This window comes from Rhizobium sp. 10PS4, from assembly GCF_032464805.1.
Taxonomy (GTDB): domain Bacteria; phylum Pseudomonadota; class Alphaproteobacteria; order Rhizobiales; family Rhizobiaceae; genus Rhizobium; species Rhizobium laguerreae.
Genome location: NZ_JAWDIW010000016.1, coordinates 1 through 22,439 on the forward strand (window position 1 = coordinate 1; position 22,439 = coordinate 22,439).

16 protein-coding genes and 4 pseudogenes are annotated in these 22,439 nt (G+C 55.5%); 6 read left to right on the plus strand and 14 right to left on the minus strand.

From position 1 onward, the window contains the following. The 10 genes and pseudogenes from RWJ89_RS27370 to RWJ89_RS27415 form a co-directional block, all read right to left on the minus strand. A pseudogene (locus RWJ89_RS27370) lies at positions 1-1,063 on the minus strand (RNA polymerase factor sigma-54); the annotation flags it as partial. A gap of 335 nt (positions 1,064-1,398) precedes the next feature. Then, a complete protein-coding gene (gene fdxB / locus RWJ89_RS27375; protein WP_003551748.1) occupies positions 1,399-1,722 on the minus strand; it encodes a ferredoxin III, nif-specific in 324 nt (107 codons plus the stop codon). A 369-nt stretch (positions 1,723-2,091) separates the two neighbouring features. Next, positions 2,092-3,411 carry a nitrogenase iron-molybdenum cofactor biosynthesis protein NifN gene (gene nifN / locus RWJ89_RS27380; RefSeq protein ID WP_168283875.1) on the minus strand — a complete coding sequence of 440 codons (1,320 nt, stop codon included), beginning with the start codon at positions 3,409-3,411 and terminating at the stop codon, positions 2,092-2,094. Positions 3,412-3,464: 53 nt separating this feature from the next. Continuing rightward, entirely contained in the window at positions 3,465-4,886 is a 1,422-nt protein-coding gene (gene nifE, locus RWJ89_RS27385) for a nitrogenase iron-molybdenum cofactor biosynthesis protein NifE (RefSeq protein ID WP_003551751.1), read from the minus strand. A gap of 50 nt (positions 4,887-4,936) precedes the next feature. Beyond that, entirely contained in the window at positions 4,937-6,478 is a 1,542-nt protein-coding gene (gene nifK / locus RWJ89_RS27390) for a nitrogenase molybdenum-iron protein subunit beta (protein ID WP_168283874.1), read from the minus strand. A 97-nt stretch (positions 6,479-6,575) separates the two neighbouring features. Next, complete coding sequence (gene nifD, locus RWJ89_RS27395; RefSeq protein WP_003551756.1) at positions 6,576-8,072, minus strand: nitrogenase molybdenum-iron protein alpha chain; 1,497 nt, start codon at positions 8,070-8,072, stop codon at positions 6,576-6,578. Between the two features lie 96 nt (positions 8,073-8,168). Next, a complete protein-coding gene (nifH, locus tag RWJ89_RS27400; RefSeq protein ID WP_003551759.1) occupies positions 8,169-9,062 on the minus strand; it encodes a nitrogenase iron protein in 894 nt (297 codons plus the stop codon). Between the two features lie 589 nt (positions 9,063-9,651). Next, positions 9,652-11,250 carry an asparagine synthase-related protein gene (locus RWJ89_RS27405; protein WP_017991536.1) on the minus strand — a complete coding sequence of 533 codons (1,599 nt, stop codon included), beginning with the start codon at positions 11,248-11,250 and terminating at the stop codon, positions 9,652-9,654. A gap of 73 nt (positions 11,251-11,323) precedes the next feature. Beyond that, a complete protein-coding gene (locus tag RWJ89_RS27410) occupies positions 11,324-11,482 on the minus strand; it encodes a hypothetical protein (protein ID WP_003551761.1) in 159 nt (52 codons plus the stop codon). 348 nt (positions 11,483-11,830) lie between these two features. Beyond that, positions 11,831-12,385, minus strand: coding sequence for an acyl-homoserine-lactone synthase (locus tag RWJ89_RS27415; protein ID WP_316031716.1), 555 nt, complete (start codon positions 12,383-12,385; stop codon positions 11,831-11,833). Between the two features lie 544 nt (positions 12,386-12,929). Here RWJ89_RS27415 and RWJ89_RS27420 point away from each other — a divergent pair. After that, on the plus strand, positions 12,930-13,625 hold the full coding sequence (locus RWJ89_RS27420; protein WP_003551764.1) for a protein RhiA: 696 nt from the start codon (positions 12,930-12,932) through the stop codon (positions 13,623-13,625). A gap of 49 nt (positions 13,626-13,674) precedes the next feature. Next, positions 13,675-14,334: a phage tail protein gene (locus RWJ89_RS27425; RefSeq protein WP_316031717.1), complete on the plus strand. Its 660-nt coding sequence runs from the start codon at positions 13,675-13,677 to the stop codon at positions 14,332-14,334. 757 nt (positions 14,335-15,091) lie between these two features. Here the strand turns inward: RWJ89_RS27425 and RWJ89_RS27430 are convergent. Both RWJ89_RS27430 and RWJ89_RS27435 read right to left on the minus strand, forming a co-directional pair. Continuing rightward, entirely contained in the window at positions 15,092-15,835 is a 744-nt protein-coding gene (locus tag RWJ89_RS27430; protein ID WP_003551769.1) for a helix-turn-helix transcriptional regulator, read from the minus strand. 497 nt (positions 15,836-16,332) lie between these two features. Beyond that, positions 16,333-16,983 (minus strand): outer membrane protein, encoded by a 651-nt coding sequence (locus RWJ89_RS27435; protein WP_003551771.1) that lies wholly within the window; start codon positions 16,981-16,983, stop codon positions 16,333-16,335. A 937-nt stretch (positions 16,984-17,920) separates the two neighbouring features. Between RWJ89_RS27435 and RWJ89_RS27440 the strand changes: the two are divergent. From RWJ89_RS27440 to RWJ89_RS27455, 4 genes and pseudogenes are all read left to right on the plus strand, one after another. Next, positions 17,921-18,115: pseudogene (locus tag RWJ89_RS27440) on the plus strand (SfnB family sulfur acquisition oxidoreductase); the annotation flags it as partial. 312 nt (positions 18,116-18,427) lie between these two features. Further along, positions 18,428-19,282, plus strand: coding sequence for a calcium-binding protein (locus tag RWJ89_RS27445; protein ID WP_316031718.1), 855 nt, complete (start codon positions 18,428-18,430; stop codon positions 19,280-19,282). A 356-nt stretch (positions 19,283-19,638) separates the two neighbouring features. Continuing rightward, complete coding sequence (locus tag RWJ89_RS33275) at positions 19,639-19,983, plus strand: Mu transposase domain-containing protein (RefSeq protein WP_373423257.1); 345 nt, start codon at positions 19,639-19,641, stop codon at positions 19,981-19,983. Then, a pseudogene (locus RWJ89_RS27455) lies at positions 19,904-20,413 on the plus strand (ATP-binding protein); the annotation flags it as partial. The gene RWJ89_RS33275 and the pseudogene RWJ89_RS27455, both read left to right, overlap by 80 nt. On the opposite strand, the pseudogene RWJ89_RS33280 reads toward RWJ89_RS27455, so the two are convergent. Continuing rightward, positions 20,392-20,750 (minus strand): annotated as a pseudogene (locus RWJ89_RS33280) (IS110 family transposase); the annotation flags it as partial. The pseudogenes RWJ89_RS27455 and RWJ89_RS33280 overlap by 22 nt on opposite strands. A gap of 205 nt (positions 20,751-20,955) precedes the next feature. Then, a complete protein-coding gene (locus RWJ89_RS27470; protein WP_168322224.1) occupies positions 20,956-22,404 on the minus strand; it encodes an efflux transporter outer membrane subunit in 1,449 nt (482 codons plus the stop codon). Positions 22,405-22,439 lie beyond the last annotated feature (35 nt).

Consider the following 22,439-nt stretch of genomic DNA (forward strand, 5'->3'; position numbering starts at 1 on the left):
CAATCGACGCCATGCAGCAGGAAGGCGTCCTGCTGGCGGACGATTTCACTGGCCACCTTCATGATGGTTTTTGCCCGCTGGTCGAGGCTGCGCGTCAGCCAGTTGGCGCTCTGCAGGCAATCGGAGAGGAAGGCGTGGTCCTCGCCGTTCTTCGTCACACGGGAAAAATAGGACTGGTTGACCAGCACGCGCGGCAGCGTATCCGGATTGAGCTCGACCAGCCAGCCGCCGTCCGAAGAGGCTCTGACGACCACATCCGGCATGATCGCTTCGGAAACACCTGCCTCGAAACCGCTGCCAGGCTTCGGATTGAGCTGACGGATCTCGCCGAGCATGTCGAGAAGATCTTCCTCGTCGACGCCGCAGAGCCGCTTCAACGTGGCGAAATCACGCCGCGCCAGGAGTTCGAGGTTTTCGACCAGAGCCTGCATGGCGGGGTCATACCGGTCCTTCTGCCTGAGCTGGATCGCCAGGCATTCGCAGATAACCGCAGTCGTCGAGCTGATCGACGAAATTCTGCGCGATCAGCCGGTCGGCCATGTCAGGCAGGACGAAGGGGATCTGCTGGGCGAGATGATCACGCAGCGACACCTGGCCGGCGACGAAATCGTCGAGATCGTAATCGGCACCCTCGCCGCTGCCCGGCATCGATTTCCACTGGCTGACGAGCTCCGGCGCATCGAGGCGCTGCGGGGCACCGTCATCAGGAAAGATATTGGTGTAATTGGCGTCGAGTTCGTCGTTCAGCCGGCTCGTGCTGGCGCTGCCGCCATTGTCATACCAGTCGCTGGAGAGCGCCTCGGTGCGGTTGTCGTAACCGTCATCCGACCCGGCATCCTCGGGCTGATGAGCGTACTCTCCATCTTCGGATTCGCCGCGCTCGCCGGCCGCCTCGCCGTCATTCGACGGAAATTCGAGCAGCGGGTTCTTCTCGACTTCCTGGGCGATGAACTGGGTGAGTTCAAAATGCGTCATCTGCAGCAACTGGATGGATTGCATCAGTTGCGGTGTCATCACCCAGGGACTGGGTCTGGCGCAGGAAAAGATTGGCGGATTGTTTCACAATAAAGTTTCACTTAATTCGCGAGGCCATGCCCGATCTTCTCAAGTCGCGACAGTTGCTTTCGGCGACGCTGAGAAATCACCTTACTTTCGGAGAGGTAGGTCGCGGCTTGATGCACACTTCAATGTCTCCTCTCTCTGATCGTCGGCTTTCGACGTGGTGTTTCCAGTAACCACTGCCTCCGAAGCAGATCGGGTACCCCAGAAGGATCTTCGCGTCGCATTTTCCGGATTTACTTTCACGCAAAACTGCCATGCTACCTTCTCCGCGCGTTCGACCGATGCGGTTGTCTCGCACTGGACCGCGCCGGGGGCTTATACCGCTCGGAACGGAATTCAAGATTCGAGCACTGAACGATGATCGACGGCGATATGAGTCTGGCAGTTCTTGGGGCAGACGCGGCCGCACGCTCCGCAGCCGATACAGCGTCCGGGATAATCAATGACCATGATCACGCGACTGAGCTCACCATTAAAGTCGTCTTCGCCATCGCAAACACCGAGCATGTCACCTGCCTCATCGATGCCGTGGGGATGCATGACCTCGCGTGAGCAAACCTTGAAGCAGCGACCGCAGCCGATGCACATCGCAGGGTTGATCGAATTCAGATATTCCGGCATCCATCGGGACCCGTCGCGAGTGAAGGATGAGCTTTTCATAGATTCCTCCGATTTATCGTGTTCTGCCGATGACAAAAGCGCTGAGGATGGCACGCCAATTGTCAGACAAACGCGAGTTGGCAGCTGTCTAACGCCGCAATCTTTACCCCAGTGCAGTCCTCCACCTTCGCTTCTGTCTCTTCCGATCTTGTATTTTCGAACCCAGCGGCTTGCACGAAGGTCCTCGAGTTGCATGTCGCGTCAAATCGTCTGACCGATTCAAACTGCGCTGTCAGTCCCTTCATATCTTGTGTGGCGATGGCTATTCGCGAAGTGCCCACCTGCCTTTTCGTCTGCGTTGATAGTCCGCTTGAAGAGCGAGACGCGACGAATTGATCTCATTATTGCGTTTCCCGGCTGTCGGTTGAGTCAATTGGGCCAGGGGTTCGGAGGGTGATTAGCCTGAATGATGTTCGCGAAGTCGAAGATCAAGTCGCGGGTTCCCCGGTATAACACTGTAAGCTTGTGCTGGCTGCCGAAGCGGTCGAACATGGGGAAACCCACCCGCATCAGCGGAACGCCGAGACGTCTGGCAGCTTCTCGGCCGTGCGAGTGTGTGACGATAAGATCGGCCATTGCGGCGAGACTTTCCAGATCACTGAGATCGCCGACTTTGACGGTTTTCGCCGGTACCATCTCGAGCGCCTTCGAAGTGCCGGTCGTGGTGACCGCGGCCGCAATTTCCGCACCCATGGCAGTAAAAAAGTTGGAGAGCTGGAAAAGTTGATCGGGCTCCGAAGCGATTGCGATCTTCTTGCCTGCCATATGGGAATGTCCGTCGAGCATGGCATCCTGCAACTGCATTCGGTTGCGGCGGACATTGAGCGGTGTCTGTTTGCGTGACATAGCGGCAAGCACGCGAATGAAGCGATCGACGTTTTCTAGGCCCGTCAGCGATCTAAACAGCACGTACGGCACACCGGTCAGTCTCTGCAGCGCTTCAGCCGGTCGCCGCATATGCTCACCGATTGCGATACACTGCATCGTCGCACCGAGATCGCGGATCTCCTGCAATTTCGTGCCGCCATTCGTTATCGGCATCCATTCTTCGGGGATGGAGCCGTCGAGCGCTCCGGATACGTCGGGCAGAATAACCGGGTCGAGGCTGAAACTTACGGCCGTTTCGCGCAGATGTTCTATGTCAGCAACCGTTAAGTTCCAGCCAGGCAGTATCGCGATCTTCCTCCGATTGCGATACTGCTTGTCAGGTCGCGCTATTGCCTCGATCACGGCGGTAACAGCTTTAGACCAACCCTCCTCTATGGCGCCGTCAAAGTCAGGCGTGTTGGCGACTACCACTTCGGTGCCCACAAGTTCTATCGCCCGCCTGCGTTTGATGTTTTCGACGTCACCGACGACATCCTCGTCGCGGGCCTCTACCGATGCGGTCGTGCATATCCCGATCAGTCGTGGCCTTGTGCGGGCTTTGAGGCTGAGAATTGCCTCTTCGAGACGATCCGCGCCGCCGACGATTATCGCGGCTTCGTTCATCGCCGTGGTTTGCAGCGGGATCGCTTCATTGAAGTGCCTCACGAGCAGTGCGAGCGCGAAGCTCGTACATCCCTGGCTGCCATGGAGCAGAGGTATTGCGCCGTCGACGCCCAGATAGGCGAAGGCAGCACCAAGCGGCTGAGACGACTTCAGGGGGTTGACCGCCGCCGACTTGGTTTGAGATACGACGCGTGCCATAGTACGACCTCAACATTTTTTGCGAGTGATCTCGCGGTTTTGGTTCGACGCGCTTACGCTTCCCTTTTCGCTCGCTTTTCAACGACCAAGGCCGGCTCCCATGGCGCCGGCTCGCGCACCTGCGGCCATACCGGATTGTGGATTGCCAGGTCAATTTGTCGAGCAAGTTGCACCATACCCTCATAGCCAGCGTAAGCGTGATGACGCTCCTGGTTGATGTCAAGCCAGGGCAGTTTTGCCTTTAGCGCTATATACTGGGTGCGTCCGCCCGACAACATGATGTCAGCCTTTCTCTCGAGTAGAAGCGAGAAAAGCTCGCGCGGCGACATCGACTCGAACAGGAGGTTCTCCTCCTTCAGGGTCTGTTTCACTCGCTCCCTATCTTCGAGCGTCGATTTCTTGACTGATGTGCCGACGATCTCCATGCCGATCTCCATCAAGGCATGGACGACCGACCAGGATTTCACGCCGCCTGTATTTAGAAGCACGCGCTTGCCCTCAAGGCGAGGTCGGTAGGCTTCCAGCCTCTTCCACACCTTTTCCTCTTCTTCCGCTACTAGGATTTCCGTGCGATGCAAAAGCGAGGGGTCAGCACCCTTCTTTACAAGCAGATCGGCGATCCGCCGGAGCGCCTCCGAGGTGCCGGAGATGCCATAGAAGGAGCCCTCGAAAAACGGAATGTCCCAGCGTTCCTGCATCTTACGTGCCAACGTAACGAACGCTGTCGAACACACCGTCATCGCCGCGCGTGAGCGGTGGGCGGAGGCGACTTGCAGATATCGCGCGTCTCCGGGAATACAGGCGCGGACGCGGATGCCGAGCCTATGCAAGAGCGGCTTCACCTGCCAGAACTCACCCGAGAGGTTAAATTCGCCGAGTATGTTGATGTCGCAAAGGCCCGGTTCATCGGGCTCAACCGTACCTATGACATGCTTGAGCAGCGCCTCGCCCGCTAGCTTGTTGCCGAGGTTTTTAGATCCGACAAAACCTGGTGCATTGACCGGCACCACCGGTAAAGCAAATTCGTCCGTCGCTCGCTTGCAAACAACGTCGATGTCGTCACCGATCATCGCTGTAACGCAGGTTGAATAGACGAAGATTGCCGCGGGCGCATACCCATCCTTGATTTCCCGGATCGCTTTAAAGAGCTTCCGTTCACTGCGTCCCATTACAATGTCGATTTCCGTAAGATCAGTCGTGAAGCTCGTGCGCCAAAGTGTTGGACCTGACGACGCAGCGCCACGGTTGTCCCAGGAATTTCCCTCGCAGGCGAGCGGACCGTGAATCAGATGTGCGACATCGGTGATCGGCTGCAGTGCGACCTTGGCGCCGTCGAAAGCGCAACCGCCGACGGCCGTTCCCGGGGCCATTGGCCCCGCGCAATTCCTTCGGCGCTCCTTAGGACCCTTGCTGCCGCTCCTTTCACTCGCTAGTTCGTGGAAGGCATCTTTGATTTTGGCGTTGAGCGCGGACATTCGTCTGCCTTCATATCTGGTTGAGTGAAAGGCCTGACCGGCCGCCTCTCTTAGCGAGTGAGGTCATACGAATAGTCTGTCACACCCGCGTGAATTGTTTCGCGATCGAGGTTGTCGAAGATCTTATCGAGGATCGCCGTTAAAAGACGCAGTCCGCCCTGGTAGCCCATGAGGGGGAATCGATGATGATGGTGCCGGTCAAAAATTGGAAACGTCAGCCGAACCAGTGGGGTACCGGTGTCCCGTTCGAGATACTTCCCATAAGAATTGCCGATCAGGAGATCCACGGGCTCAGTGAAAAGTAGCGAGCGCATTGCCCAGAGATCTTTGCCTGGCCAAACCTGTGCATTCTTCCCGAAGGGCGAGGATGCGAGGAGTTCCTTCATCTCGGCTTCCCAAGCCGAGGTGCCGTTTGTGGCGAGGCAGTGGGTTGGCTCGCCGCCGGTCTCCATGATGAAGCGCGCCATCGCATAAACGAAATCTGGATCGCCGTAAATCGCGTATTTTTTTCCATATAGCCAAGCTTGGCTGTCCGCCATCGCATCGATGAGTCGACCGCGCTCCAGGCGGATCGCCTCGGGAATTTCTCTGCTGGAAATCTCCGATATCAACATCAGAAGTTCGTCGGTAGCTTCGACGCCGAGAGGGTAGCGGAAGGAGATCGTCGCTTGTCCAACATCTCTGCAGTAATCTAACGTCTTGCGAGTGTTGTAATGCTGCAGGGACAATGTCCACTCCGCGTCCAACGCCGCCTTCACGTCATTGATTTTGGTCCCGCCATCATACATCCGAAATTCGCCATCGGAGGGCGTATCAAACTGATCTGATGCGTCCTGGATAAACATGTAAGTCACTTGCATCAAGTCGAGCAGGCGTTTTAATTCGCGATTGTTCCCAACGCAGAAGCCATCAAATCCAGGAATGATGTTGATAGAAGCGGTGGCTTCACTTCGCGCGGCGCCCTTCCAGAAATTCTCCAGCACACCTTTTACCATGCTGTCGTAGCCATCGACATGGCTGCCGACAAAGGCAGGCGTGTGGGCGAAGGGGACATCGAAATCGCGCGGGACCGAACCTTCACTTTTGGCGTTTTCGATAAAACCATGCAGATCATCTCCGATGACCTCGGCCATACATGTGGTCGACACCGCGATCATCTTCGGGTTATAGAGTTTGTATGTGTTGGCGAGACCGTCGACCATGTTTTTCAAGCCGCCAAATACAGCGGCGTCTTCCGTCATCGATGACGAGACCACCGATGACGGCTCCTTGAAATGGCGCGATAGGTGCGATCTGTAGTAGGCAACGCAACCTTGGCTGCCATGGACGAACGACATCGTTCGCTCGAATCCCGCCGCTGCGAAGACCGCGCCGAGGGGCTGGCAGGCTTTGGCTGGATTGACGACAAGGGCTTGGCGGGCCAAGTTTTTCTCGCGGTATTCCCAGCTCTTCGTGAATTCGCGCTGGTCCGACACGACCTGATCCGGGTGTGGGCACTCGAATTTCAGCTTTTTTTTGGCCAACATCTTCCTGTATTCCGGCTCGCAGAATAGGGGCGCGTGGTCGAGAGTTTTCTCAGCTGACTGCGGCATAGGGTCACCTCTTTCGATCTGGCCGCGGCTCAAGGGCGGTCCAGAAACATGCGTCGCTTAAGCCGTTGCGCGTTTTTTACGCGCGAACGCTATGTTCTCACCCAGCAACCGCCGCCAAAGCGCGGTCATTTTTCCAGGGCGCGTCGTAGAGACCCCAAACTGGATTGTTGATGGCCATGTCCATGTCCCGAGCGAAAATCGCGAAGCCGTCATAACCGTGATACGGACCAGAATAGTCCCATGAGTGCATCTGACGGAATGGAATGCCCATTTTCTGCACCGGGTATTTTTCTTTAACGCCGGACCCGACGAGATCGGGCCGAATTCCCTCAATGAATTTCTCAAGTTCATAGCCAGTCACATCGTCGTAGATCAGCGTGCCTTCTTTTACATAATGGCCAGTGCGCTGATAGTCGTCGCCGTGACCGAATTCGTAGCCGGTTCCTACGATTTCCATCCCGAGGTCCTCATAGGCGGTGACGACGTGACGAGGACGCAATCCCCCGACGTAGAGCATCACCCGTTTGCCGGAAAGGCGCTGCCAGTATTTGTCGATTACGGCCCAAACGAGGGGTTGGTATTTGGCTATGACCTTTTCGGCTTTTTCTTGGATCTCCGGCCCGAAGTGCTTGGCTATGTCGCGCAGCGAGGCATCGATTTGGGAGTGTCCAAAGAAATTGTACTCCATCCAAGGGATGCCATATTTTTCCTCCATGTGCCTGGAGATATAATTCATCGACCGATAGCAGTGAATGAGGTTGAGTGCCGCTCTCGGCGCGCGCTCCACTTCGGCGAGAGTTGCATCTCCGGACCAGTTGCCGACCACGCGCAATCCGATCTCCTCGAGCAGGATGCGCGAGGCCCATGCGTCGCCGCCAATGTTATAGTCGCCTATGACATTTACGTCGTAGGGACCTGGATCGAATTTTATGTCTTTCTTGTCGAAGACCCAATCTCGAATTGCGTCGTTGGCGATGTGGTGGCCAAGCGATTGCGACACGCCACGGAAGCCTTCGCAGCGTACCGGCACGACGGTCGTCGCGTGTTCTTTGGCCTTTTTTCGCGCTACGGCCTCGATATCGTCGCCAATCAGGCCGATCGGACATTCTGATTGCAGGGTGACGCCATTGCTTAGCGGAAAAAGTTCAGCGATCTCATCGATGACCTTTTCCAATTTCTTGTCACCACCGAAAACAATGTCCTTTTCCTGAAAATCGGATGTAAATTGCATCGTTACGAACGTGTCGATGCCCGTCAGGCCGACGTAATAGTTGCGACGTTGCGACCAGGAATATTGACCGCAACCCACAGGCCCGTGTGAAATGTGAACCATATCCTTGATTGGTCCCCAGACGACACCTTTCGAACCGGCATAGGCGCAGCCGCGGATCGTCATCACGCCTGGAACAGACTTGATATTCGACTTTACCTCGCATTCGCTAATCGCGTTTGGGTCCTCGCCGGCGTCCTTTTCGCTCGTTGCCAGGCTAAGGTGTTTACTTCGGCGTTTCGCTGCTTTGTCCGGATATTGCGACAGCACATCCGCTATAAGCTTCGCATGTAAATCACTGTCATTGGCGTATTTGAAGGTCATTAACCCAACCCCTTGGAAAATCCGGCTGAAGCCACATCGGCGAAACCTCCCTCACGGGATGGCGGGCGCCTTGCGTGTCGCTGCGCGTCAGTGTGATCACTGGGCAGCTATCAACTTGGCATCCCTGGCTTGAAGTTCGGCAAGCATCTGCTCATCGGTTTTCATGATCCCGAAATCGAGAAGCATGTCCTCAAGTTCTTCCATGGTGATGGGGGTCGGGATGGTGCCTTTGCCCGAATTGTCATGTATTCTTTGGGCAAGTGTCCGGTACTCGGCCGCTTGCTGAGAGTCCGGCGCATATTGGATCACCGTCATCTTTCTAAGCTCGGCGTGTTGGACAATGTTGTCGCGTGGCACGAAATGAATGAGCTTAGAATTGAGTTTGGCAGCCAGCGCTTCGGCGAGGTCGAGTTCGCGATCGGTTTGACGCTCGTTACAAATGAGGCCGCCCAGGCGTACGCTGCCGCCTGCAGCATATTTCAGGATGCCCCTGGCGATATTGTTGGCGGCATAGAGCGCCATCATCTCGCCGGACATGACGATATAAATTTCCTGAGCTTTGTTTTCACGGATCGGCATCGCGAAGCCGCCGCACACAACGTCACCGAGCACGTCATAAGACACGTAGTCGACATCGTTGTAGGCGCCGTTCTCCTCGAGAAAGTTGATCGACGTGATAACGCCGCGTCCCGCGCAGCCGACGCCTGGCTCCGGGCCGCCAGACTCCACGCATTTGATACCTTTATAGCCTACCTTGAGCACGTCTTCGAGTTCAAGATCTTCAACCGAACCTCTCGTTGCAGCGAGATCAAGAACCGTATCCTGGGCCTTCGAGTTCAAGATCAGGCGCGTAGAATCGGCCTTAGGGTCACAGCCGACGATGAGGATCTTCTGCCCATGGTCCACAAGGGCGGCTAGCGTGTTTTGGGATGTAGTGGACTTGCCAATGCCGCCCTTTCCATAGAATGCGATCTGACGCAGAGCTGCCATGTTTGGCGTTCCTTCATGTGTTCGAGGCAATGCGGTTATCCCGCAACGTGGATGCGGAGGCCGTTCCGCTGCCTCGCTATAGCTCACAAGATTCGTGCCAAGCAGGCCGATAGAGATGACGAACAATAATTTACTGCGATTCCAGTTATGTGGGCGCAAAGATGCGGGATTGAGAACAGGAACGCTTGTCACGTAACCGACAAAGGTGATGACAATGTCGAATATCTGACCAGCCGACAGGATGTCTCATTTATCCATGTGTAGCTTCTAGGACCATTGTTCGAACAGCCTGTATCCCATCACCAGACCAGCAGTAACGAATTCTGATCGCTTGCCGCAAAGGGCTGTTTCCGGCGATGATCAAGCGTCATGTCACTCGACTACGCCACGGCTAGCGATCCACTTCACGAGGAAGATGTCATTGACGCGGCGTCTGGGCGCGAGCGATGGCAAATGTTCATATAAGTCTCGCTCCAGAAGCACGACATTTCAAAGTGGCAGCGAACCCATCGGCCTCGTTCCGCGGCGATGCACGGGTTACCAATTCCAGGCGTGTTGAGGTCCCCGCTGCGTTAGCGGGTGATCTCCTTCAAGTTCCGTCAATTCGCCGAAGCATGTGTTCAACGTTAATTGCGTGGAAGATAAAGCCGAGCTCGCCAAGCGGAGAATCGTATCGGATGTCGTCTATTGTGGCGATCAGGCGGTCAGCATCGATCAGTCCCAGTTCATGCAGCAGGCAACGGCGGGATAATTGACTAGTGATCTCGCTAGCACCGATAGTCAGCGAGCCGGTCAGATAGTGTTCGAAATTTTCTCTTGTAGAAACTCCGAAGAACCGTTTTGGATATCCAAGCCGTTCCAACATCCGGCGATGCAGCGCCTTTTCGTGCCTCCAGGCCAAAGGCAAACTCCGATAAAATCGTACGGCTTCTGGCTGGGCGAATGGGCTAATTGGCCATATGCCATGGCTCGCAAACAAAGGAGCCCGCGCGGCGTGTGCCTCCAGTACCGAGATCGGCAGAATAGGAAAGGGTGCCCGATCGCAGCTTGCTGCATAGTCGGGCAATTGGTTTTTGAGCACCAGCGTCATGGCGGAGGGAAAGATCGCAGGAAGGAATGCATCGCTAACATTACGAGCGAACTGCTCGTGATTTTGCTCGAAAGCATGGGCCATTAGCAACTCATCACCGCCTGTACCGGTTGCGACCGCCCGCGGGGCTGAGGCAGTTGCGAGCGACTTCAATAGTTGATGGAGAGGCCGCTGCAGATCGGCATTGTAGGGAGCGGGGACGTAGTCGCTACTCACTTCGAACCCACACGGAACCATTGGTATCGTGTCAACACGCAGCGTTTGGTCGCGAAAGCCGAAGTGCTCGATTGCTATTTCGCGCCGCGAAGTCTGTTGACTACGAGCTGGTCCCTCGACCTCCAAGGCATAGGTTTGCAGGGCGTCAGGATGCTGCCCCGCCAAAATGGCGGCAACGACCGCCGAATCCAATCCTCCGCTGAATTCGCTAGCCGTGAGAGCGGGCGTGAGCGGCCAGCGACGCAGCAGGGTGTCGATCAAATGGCATGCTGCGGCGGCAACATCGGCCCCATCCACAAGTGGGGTCGGAATGAAATACGGTGCCGGAGGGGGATATTTCGTCTCCACGGCTCCCATCCTGTCGATGCAAAGTGACGCGCGCTCCGTCAGCATGAAAACACCGCGAAACATCGTGGTTGTTGCATAGGGGAGCGTCCCCACAAGACGCAGGCCAGCTCGGTCCGTGTCGACGTCGGCGAGAGTCATGCCCGAATAAAAGTCCGCTATCGACCAGGAGAGATCAATGCGCTCGCCGCTGACCTTCATATAAAGTGGCGCAACACCCCCATGTCCGGCGCTGAAGGTCACCGTGCCGGAATGGCGATTGATCGAAATTGTCTGATAGTCCAATGGCCATCGCCCAAAAGCACAGAAATCATGCGCTCGTTCTATCGGCCAATCCCTGAGTGCCACAACCTGCCCATTCGCTTCGGCGGAACGCTCGCGACAGATCAGGACGATTTGATCAGTGGTGTCCCACCGGAAGCTCTCGAGCAAAGGATGGTCTAGGATCTTGATAGAGATGTTGGGGTAGGGCAGCGAGTACATCGGGGGCTCAGCCACGCACTCGAGATGACCTCGGTCAATCGTTCCCTTGAACATGAGTGATCGCTTATTTGATGAAAATCTAAAGGGGCAGTGACCGCCGCCTTGGCGACGGTCACACGGACGAAACTTAAACGTCCAGTTTGTCCATGTCGCCTGGCTTGCCCCCCTTGATCATGGCAGCAATTTCTGTAGTCGAAGGGGTCGATCCGACGCGCGGCGTCTTGGCAAAGACGCTCAACTCGCTGCCGATTGGATCAATTGGCTTGCGGGTAGTTATCGTTTCCATGTTATGACTCTCCTTTGGTTTTCCTCGCCGTCCCCCTAAGGGGCCAATGACGCGATTGACTGAGGTACACTGTCGCATGCCGTTCTAGGGTGGCATGGACTGCGAAATTATTTGGCTGCAATCGATCCGGGCGGCTACGCGGTTGGCTCTCTGACCTAAGCATTGAGCGTACGACAATCGCCCGGTAAAGAAGCGGGTCTGATTGTGATGTGGCGCCGCTTGTACAACAGAAATCCAGGCAGGGACTCGTGCTCGCTTATGAGCCGGACTGGCGGCGAATTGGTGACCAAAACTTCCTGAGCCGTAAGGTTCAAACATCGAGCGGAATTCCCTATGCTAGCTAATTGCCTAAAACGTCTGCGGAGAGGACGATGGGATGACTTCGAGCGGCACGACTAATTCTTTTTCGAAAATGCTAGGCTCTGAGAGGATGTGTGTTCGCCACCCATTGGTGCGCAACGAGTTTATCAGCTTTGGGTGCGTTTCGCCGATGAGCGAGGTGATTCCGGCAGCACGGCAAAACTCCATCAACCCGATCATCAGAACACGCGATATTGGAATCCCGTCAATCTTTTCGTCACCGCTTGCAATCGCCCACCGCGTCCATTCGAAAACGTCGTGCGACCTTGGCCACTTTTGACCTCGCATGATTTGCGGGTAGACGGTTGATAGAAGATGTGGCTGCACAGTAGGAAGGAGCCGAGAATACCCGATCACCGCATCGTTCTTGAGAACGCTAAAATGAATAGCGCAATTGTGATCAAACTGATCTATTTCCCGTCTGTCACTCTTGCGTAACGCCTCCCACCCACGTCGTTCCACAAATTGCTGGTGTCGAAATCGCCAGATTTTCTCCATGATTACGGCGTTAGCCCGAGAGTGCCCAATGCAAATCTTGATCATCGCTCGCTGACCCCCGGATCACTATGCACGATCTTACTGTCCTTCAAAATGAGTAGAAATACTCATCTCTGCGCCAGGTCGCGGAACCATAGTTTGAAATCAGACAATCCCGCGCGGCATGGGAAATGGCGGTAACGGAAAGATCGCCAAAACGGGCTCAAGAATGCCATCATCTCGTACCGCTAGAGTAAATTTGCAGAGCATATGGTGTGCGTCAAAGACGCCAGGGACTCGATCAAGCCGCCTCTCAGGCCGCTTTTCGTTGATGGGATCACGTTAGAAAGCCATCTCGGCCGGTGCTTATCTGCTACCGACCAAATAGACTTCGGCCGCTCTTACCGTCCCGGGTTTCGGGGGCATGCCTATGGGTTAATCGTGGTCTGTCAGGGAGTAAATCTACTCATTTACGTCACCCGGAAATGATTATAGCTGAATTGGTGTCTCCAATAACACTCGCCTCAGTTGGAGCTGGGCCAAGAAGCGGTCCAAGCGATTGGACCAGTCCTGGCGTGAAGACAGAAAATCAATGGAAAGGGAGAGTTAAATGTCCTTGCATGTCAGCTACGTAGACAAGGAAATGACGGATCATGCCCGTGCATCACAGCCGGGAAGCGCAGCGCTTGCCCAAGGAACGCAATATTCGTTATTGCTGAAGAATCAATCGGCGCAACCTTGGACCTTCTATGTCTATCAAAAGATGCCTCAACCTGTTGCCAATGTCTTCTCCTTGGCATGGTTCTGCTCTCCGTATCAAATTCGGGTTGGCAATCAAATCAAGTTCACTTGGGAGCTCGCCTATAATTTCGTCTGGAGCGACACGGGACAACTGATTCCTGGCGTGGACTTTTTTGCCTCCGGGGTGGAGGACTGCAGCCCCAGCGGGAGAAACACCACTACTTTTTCATTAAGCGATGGACCTGGCCTGACCGCGCCGATCAAGGGGGATCCTGCAGGATCACTGGTCATCAACGATGCTGGCAATGTGCCAAACAACCGGTTCTCCGTGGGCATCGGCATGTCCGGAACAGGGACTTATGTTGCACAAGCGGGCACCAATCTGCTCCACACGTTCACGCCAACTCCGAGCTATTGGATTGCGGCGGGAACGAATGTCACTATCGGGTCGGTGCTCAGCATCGACACGATCACCCAGACCAGGGAAGCCAAGTTTCCCTCTGCCGTCTTCAATCTCGTAGGCGTGCTCCAAGAGGACAATACCTGGGACGTCAACCCGGCTTGATGGCTGGGTGAATTGGCTTCAGCTCCACCCGTCAGGGCGGAACTAATACATGGGAGTGCCTGTTGTTGCTGATAATTGGCACTCCTTTCCTCACACACCAATATTGCCCGAGGAACCAACGATGTTTGCAGGGCCTCCAATCGGTGCGATTTGTCCCTTTGCGGGGCAAGTTGCCTCTATCTCGAGCTCGGTCAATACGATCTGGAGCAACACACCCTGCGCAAGCTCTGGCGTGGCTGCGGGTACAAATGCGGAAGCTCCTATCAGCTACGTCGAAGCCCAGGGATGGATACTTTGCGATGGGCGCTATCTCAAGGCAGCCGCCTATCCAGAACTCTACGCCGTTCTCGGTGGACTCTATGGAGAGCGGAATTCTACGGCCGATCTGGAATTTCGGATTCCAGACTACCGTGGACTGTTCCTGCGCGGTTTCGATGCCGGTGCCGGTATGGACCCCGACGCGAAACGACGGCTAGATCCAACTGGCAATAGTGTTGCAAATGTTGTTGGATCACTCCAATGCGATGCTCTGCAAATTCATTCGCATCCCTATGAGATAACGACGCCGTCGGGAATTTCGCAACAGGGCAGTGCCGCGGGAACTTCCATTTCAAGCAAATCGACAGGCGCGCCGGAAAGTCCGGCACGCACCGCTCTTGAGACGCGTCCCAAGAACGTGGCCGTGAACTACCTGATCAAATTTCGGTAACTTGAAAGGGGCGCAGGTCCTTTCATTCGATTCAGAGACATCGGTCCGGAAGCGACATCTTGCCGGCCGGCAAAAGAGGAGAAGTTTTAATGACTGCTACTTTGAGAGCTTTCGGATGCCTAGCTGCTTTCGCTCTGACGGTCACCTTCGCGCAGGCGGCCGCGGCTGAGGAGCATCAAAAAGGCAAGGTCGCAGCGAAGCCCGTAGAAACTGGCGTCGTGATCCGCGGCGTCACACTTGCCGGTCCGGTTGGAAATCCGGGAACGTCAACCGGGAAAACATGCGACTTCAGCGGTGAGCCCGTGGATCCATCGGGGCGTTTGGAGGGGGCAAGCGTCAACTGCAGGCCAAATGGCAACCAGGCGAATACAACGCCAGGGCTACCCGCACGCTTTAACGCGTATTGCATGATAAATGCGCCAGTCAAAAGTGCGCGGCTGATCGAAGCTGCCCGACCAGAAAATGCCAACCACTGCGATCTGTCGGGGATCACCCCAAAAGACGCGACTGGTCAATTCGGGGGGGCCGTCTGGCGGTAGGCGGTCATTGGACGACTTCTGGGGAAACAAATTCAAAGCACGTCCTCGCAGCCACCCAATCGATGCTGCCTGCTCGACCTACCGAAAACTGTGTTGCGCCTGTCTATCAATTCAGACGCAGATTTAGCTCTGCATTTCAACGGGGCTACTATCTGATCATGATGGCTGTCGTGATCCAACAGGCCCGATCTTTGAAGTGGCCGAAAACTCCATATGCTTCAGCGAATGATTCTGAGACGAAAGCTTTCGGCAATCATCTGAGGTGTATTAACCACATTGAGCTTTCGCTGGATGTTCAAAATGACATTTTGAATGGTTCGATGGGATCGTCCGAGAATCGTTGCGATCTCTATTGCTGTTTTGCCTGCGGCACACCAATGGATGATTTCGCGCTCTCGCGTTGTGATCATGGGTAAGGCCTGAATTTTTCGACTGGCATCGTTCCCAATTTGGGCGCGGAGCAAGCTGTGCGCGTAAGCCGCCATCAGATAGAGCGCGCTTCGGTCGCAGGTTGAGAGCTCTACCTTTTCCGCTCCAAAACTGACAATCGATTGAAACCCAGCGGCAGTGTGTAAAGGAACGCTGAAGCCGTCAATCAACTTGAATTCGCGTGCCTCATCCATGACACGACGGCTCTGCCGATCGAGTTTTTGATCTCGCAGAGCTTCCGACCAAACAAATGCGTGATCGCATGTCTTGCTAAGATGCACTATGGGGTCGGCGTGGACATAATTGTTTTCACGATAGCGATCAAACCACCCGACTGACCAATTGCCCAAAACGAAATAGGAATCAATTCGCTCAATAGGCGAGGGGATGCCGGATATCGCGAAATAACTAAACCCGAAATATTGTGAAATTTTTCCAAATAAGAGTAACACATCGTCTTTGCTCTTTGCGCTGGCTGACTCTGACAGGAAATCGAACACCAGATTCGAGACCGCTGAGGATTCTTCCTTCACGACAACCTCCCGGTTCGGTGCAAGATTACCTTCCTCACATCTAAGCAGTGAGTGTCCAGTTCCGTGGGCAGCTAAACTCTGAAAACCATATTATATACCCTTGATGCATACAACCAAAAAGCGCATCTTCAGGCGGGATCGTCCTCGGCAAACCGTCTGGCGCCGCTCGTCTGAAAAACAGTTCGAGCCGTCAATTTTAACCGAGTGCGTCAGCCCGATCGCCATAGCTTCGCATTCACTCGGAACCGTACGGCAGGCGACTGAGAACTTCAAAGCAGGGCCTGTCGCAAATTTTGGCACTCAACGGTATGTTGACATGGGAAGATGATTGCCGTTCCGAAAGTTGTGGAGCGAGCCGATGATTCTGAATGCTATTGCCGAAAAGCTGAAGCGGTAATCGATGGATGGTTTCAAGGGCCGGCATTGTTCGAGGCATGGCCGATCGTGCGGGCGGTTGCCTTGTATTCGGGTTTTGCTCAAGGCTTCAGACGAGTTCGTCAGAAGCGAAAGTTAAGGCCCGCCTCAATTACATTATCGTTGAGGTCGGACTTCGAGCTGATGCCTCCGCTCGTGGTCGGGACGGCGTTGTTAATGACGTAGTTGTACTCGATCTTTGCCGACACGCCGCCCGAAAACGCGTGCTCGACGCCGCCACCGAAGAGGTAGCCCTGTTTCCAGCTATCCGGTCCGGATTTCCATTTGTCGGATCCGGATACGAGGCGGCGGCCCTCGAACTCGGTCGTTGTGACGCCCGCGGTGCCGTAGACGAAAGTGCGATCAAAGCCCAAGCCAGCCTTCGCTTTCGCGCCACCGCGGAAGCGGCTTTCCACGTTGCCGCCGGGCACACGCACTTCGTTGTTCAAGTAAGAGCCTTCCAGTTCGGCGCCGAAAACGCCCGATCCAGCCTGGAAATTGTAACCTACCTGAGCGCCCACCGCTGGGGCGCGACCATTGTTGAACGGGTTGAATTTGGAGGCTGCGACACCTCCATGAAGACCGGCGTAAGCCCCGGCCCACGAGAAGGTTCCCGGTGCGTCATAAGAGGGGGCGCTCGGAACGCTGTGGTCAGCTAGATCGGCCGCCGACGCGCCGCATGCCATTAGCGTCAAGACACCTACGGAGAAGATTTTTCTTTTAATTAGCGACATATGTAACTCCATAACGAGCGAAACTAACATCCGGTGCTGGGCTGGACGCCCAAAGTCTGCAGGCCCCGCCTTACCCGCGGAGAGGGCATCATCAGCTTCCATGAGAAAAGCCAAATCGCTCGACTGGATCAAGTTTCGCATCGCGTCCGCTGGGTCTTGGGTCGACCCGACGCTCTTTGGGACATAGGAGGCGTTGTCCCTGCTGTGCTGGAGCCTTCCTCCTGGACCATAGCCGACGTTCCTCCCTGCGACAGCCTTCGCCTGTTGAATATTTCAGCATTGTCATACCTCTTTCATAAGCAGACTCTCTACAATTACCTGATTTAAGACAAGAGACGCAGAGGATATATTTAAGAATATATTCGTTTATGTTATATCAAAAACGGGAATGGACTGATACTTCACCGTTTAAAGGAAAATATACGACAATATATTTTCATATATATTATGGTTTATTTTCCAGCTGGTGGCACAAGCATTTGCCGCGCCAACAAAATTAGGCTCGCACAACGAAAGCGCGACTGTAGCTGAGCTTATGCCACGACAGAATTCACGACGCTCGTCCGGGCGGCCAGATCCGCAGAGCGTCCCTGCCACTCCTGGTCCAGGAGCCTGTAATCCGCAGCGAGTCTAGGAGCCTGTATTTCGCAGTGATATGATCGTCGGTCAGCCACTGGGTGGGGCCGAGCGGCTGCCGACCCTGCGGTGCCATGCCCGATCCCGAGGCCGGCTCTGCCGTCTGGGCAACTCGCGAGTGATGGGTGAGACGCCCGTCCGACTCCCACCCAGCCGTGTTGGGCTCACCGTGGTGGAGAAGCGTGTCATAGGGACGCGTCGGGTCGGCTTGAGGATATTCACAACATTGACGGCGTCGTCGAGACCAGTATCTCGGCGCTGTTCCTGCTGGTGATCAGCATCGCCAATTTGTTCTTCCTGAACCGTTGCGGAAGCCCAGATCGTTACCGCCGAAGCGAAGATACTCAACGCGCTCAAACTTACAGAGCACGGGCTTGATAGCCACTGGCGCAACGCCCGCACCCATACTCTGCACGACCCGGTCCGCTGGAAGTACGCCATTTTGGGTAAGTATTTCCTGAATGGCGAGAAGCCACCGCTCCATGCCTGGAGCTGACGTTTTCGACCTGCAAAGCACCCTGAGATCAGGTGCTCTGCAGATTTGTCTGCAGCGTATACGAGGGAGGAAGTTTCGCCTTCGCCACGAGGCGTCTCGGACAGTGTTGCCACTGCTTGGCCGCCGATTGTCATTGCCCCAAGTCTTTTTCATATTCCCGGCCATCCACGAAGAGCGCACCGTTCGGCCGAGATAAACATTGCGGCATCCGTCATTCAAATCGTTCATATCAAAACAATGGATTTCACTAATCGCTCTTGGAAAAGATAAGGGGCACAGGCGGCACCCGTTGCCTCATAAGGAGTATTTGAGATGATGATCAAAGGCACTGATAACAGCCCCTTTATTAACGGATCCGATGACGACGACACAATCTATGCACGCAATCTTAATGACTGGATCAAAGCCGGTGGCGGCGATGATCGGATTGTGGCTCGAAGCGGCCACGACACGATCGAGGCCGGTGACGGCCATGACATTGTCTATGCGGGGGATGGCTCAGACATAGTCCATGCTGGTCCTGGTGACGACCTCCTGTATAGCGACGGCTCAATCGAAGCCTTCAACCCCTTCGAAGTGCGCCGCGTAATACCACATAGCGGCGAGAGCGACGACAGGCTCGACGCCGGTAAGGGAAGGGATACCCTGGTGGCCGGCGACGGCGCAGATGTTCTGACTGGCGGCGAAGACGGCGACGCCTTCGTGTTCCGGTTCCACGATCCTATGGTTGGAACAACGCACTGGTATACGACTGTGACGGATTTCGACCCGAAGCAAGACCGTTTTGTCATGGACGCCGGTGACTTCGGCAAAGGGGATCTGTTTGGCGCAAATTTCATCAACCACTCGAAGGGTTTCCCAGGCGAATTTGTGGACACTTTCTACAATGGCGAGGCCGCGAAAGCGCACGGTCAGCACGTCGTGGTAATCACGGATCGAGAGTTCACGTCTGGCTCTGCCGCCGCGACCGCTATTCACGACGAAGTCCCCGGTGACATCATTGTCTACCATGACGAAAAAACTCTCGGTCAAGATGGCAAAACTCACGGTGCGACACTAGCCTATGTCGATTCTGCGAACCACGCGCATGCCTTCGCTCATGTCGACAATCTGCACGACATGTCGGATCTTACCTCGCTTACGGCGGAAAATTTCGGCTTCATTTAATTCGAAGATCCGAGGAGCGTTCCACCCTTGGGGCGCTTCTCTTTCCCAACGTGGCGCAGGGAACTGAAAATAGAAACGACGTGATTTATTGATCGACTGCACCAGTAAAGGTACGCCATTGAAACAAGTTCTCGTCGCCGATGACGACGGCGCCATGCGCCACCTGCATCCTGGGGCGGTTGCGCAAGCTGACTTTCTTCTCGCTGGCTGAGGCCAATGCCGCTATTGGCACTTGATCGCATCAACGATCACCTCATGCGTCGATTGGGTGTTACCCGGCGGCAAGTATTTGAACGTGTCGAACGTGCTGCGCTCGCTAGCCTCCCGGGTGAAACTACGAATTCGCCGAATGGCGTCTGGTCCGTGTCTCGACCGATTATCACGTCGAGTTCAAAAGCTTCTTTTATTCCGTCCCCCATGCCCTCATTCGCCAGCAGGTCGATCTTAGAGCAACGGCGCGAACCATCGAGATCTTTTACCGCGGCAAGCGCATCGCCGTCCATCAGCGCCGCTATGGCGGCTGTCGTCATGGAACCGACCCAGATCACATGCCCAGTTCCCACCGGCGATACGCTGAGTGGATACCAGATCGCTTTCGGCGCTGGGGCGCATCCATCGGTCAAAGCATGCCGCGAGGATTTCTCCGTTGCATACCACCGCGTTCCCCGGCTGTTCGCCACGCTCGCGCTTGCAAGGGGTGACGGGCGATACGGCAGAATCCCCAAATCTATCGCTAAGACCGACCTGCTGATCCTCGATGACTGGGACCGGAAAAACTCAGCGATGATCAGCGCCGCGATCTTCTCGAGATCATCGAAGACCGCTACGAGCGTCGCTCGACGATCGTCACAAGCCAGGTGCCCCTGGATCGCTGGTGGGAAATTATTTCAAACCCAACGCCGCCGATGCGATACTGGATCGCCTCGTTCACAACGCCGAGGCATCGATCTCATTGGCGGAAGTATGCGCAAACAGCGTTCACCGATGGCGCTTGAAACACAGCAAAGCTTGACGTGGCACAAAACCCGATCCAAACATCAAACAGACCCAGGATCAGCCCGAAAAATGGCCGGCTTCAAATCGGAATCGGTGGCCGGTTTCATCGGAATACGCACCCAATGCAACATCTGAAGATCGACCTGATCGGCTTGCTTAATGCCAACGAAGCGCATCGTCGGTCGCCTTGCAGCTTCTGCGATCGCCGCAGCATCGATGATGTCATTCTTGTTCGATTTTACATAGACTTCACTGCGCCGGGATGATGCGGACGGAATGCCCCATCGTCTGCAACTTGGCGCAAGCCATTGGGAACCCGGACGGGATTCCATTCCGACAAGCGTTCTGTTCGCTCGTTCGAAGAACTGCAGTAGCGTCTCGCGCCGGAACTATCCAGGCCGACCACGTGGAAGAGGTTCTTTCCGATATCGATGCCGAAGACGGCGCATTGGCGCAGTTGGTTGCGATCCATAATTTCAGCCCTCCTTTGCCCACCTCCGTTATGCTCTCGGGAGACAGGGCGGACCATCCCATTAGCTCTAAGCCCTGCTCGTAAGCGGGAGGTGGTGAAGGGCATGTGCCGCGATTGGACGACCTCCCGGCCGGCGCCAATACAACTCAGGCCCTGGCGCGCTAATGACGTGATCAGGTTAAACCATCCCGCATCCAGCGCTCGGCTATTGCGAATGTGCGGATTGGATGTTTGCATTTGCGGCTGCAACCGTCGAGGCCTCCCTGGGTGACGCGACTTTGGGAGCCGCAAAACCACCGCGGATTGCTACATTCAACCGCACGTGATCCTTGGCCAGTTGTTGGATCGCCGCAGCGAGGCTCGCCTGAGCGCTGGACACCTGCCTTTGCGCTTCGAGAACATCGAGGAGAGAAGAGGCGCCATCCATGTACGAGGCCGTCGAAAGCTTCAGTGCTTCTTCGATCGTTTCTACTTGCCTGCGACGTGAGTTCTCTGTGTGAACGTCGCGTCGGACGGCTGTCAAAGCGTCCTCGACTTCCTGCACAGCTGTCAGGACGGTTAATTTCCAGCTTATGTAGGCTGCTGCGGCGTCCGATTTAGAAGTCTCCACGTTTGCCCGCAAACGGCCGCCGTCCAGAATTGGTAGGTCGAGGCTCGGCCCGAAGGACCATTTCAAGATACCCCCGTGACGGCCGCGCTGCTTGGTATAGGAAGGGGTGATCGAGCCGGAGAGCGTTATCGCGGGGTAAAGCTGTGCTTCCGCCACGCCGATCTGTGCAGTCGCGGCGGCGAGATCCCGTTCAGCCTGGCGAATATCGAATCGATTGCGAATAAGATCGGCGGGAATGCCGGCATTGATCTTTCCGCGATAGACCGGCTGCCCTTCACTTTTCTGCAGTTGCTTGATCACTGTTTCCGACGGCAAAGCGAGGAGGGCCGCAATGTGATGCGCCGACACGCGAAAATTCAGTTCTAGCCTTGGTATTTCGGCAATCGTCGATCGGACAAGTCCTTCGGCTTGCAAGACATCCAGCCGGGAAGCCGCTCCCGCTTCGACTTGAAAATTCGTGAAATCGTAGGTCTCCCGGCGCGACTTCAGGTTCGCTCGGGAAATCGAGACGCGCTGCTGGTAGTACCGGGCGTCGATGTAGGAGGAAACAAGATCTTTGATTAGAGCTAGCTTTGCGGCGTCGACAGCCGCATGCGCAGAATCAAGAGAAGCCAGTGCGCTTTCAGTGCTGCGCCGGTACTGACCGAATACGTCCAGCAGCCAGGTCAACGATAGTTGCACGCTGGAGATATTCTGTGTGCTCGTGACATCTCCCCCTTTGCCGATCTCGCCGCTTGTCGTGTGTGATGCCTTGGGAAGGCCCCCGGCGCCAGCGATGGTGACGTCCGCGGCGGCGGCATTAACCCTTTCGAGCGCCTGCTGAACACTGAGGTTCTCATCCAGGCCGAAGGCAACGTACTGGTTGAGCGTACGATCTGAAAACGAATCCCACCACGCCGACACCGCAACATCGCCGGCGCTCTGTTTTGCACCCTCGGAAAACTTCTCCGGCAAAGGCGTTTCCGGCGGTGCATGGTCGGGCCCGAGCATGCAAGATGACAAAAGTAGCGGCAACACCGCAGCGGCCATACGGAACGAATGCAATCAATCAGCCTCCATTACAGCGAAATTCAAGTCAA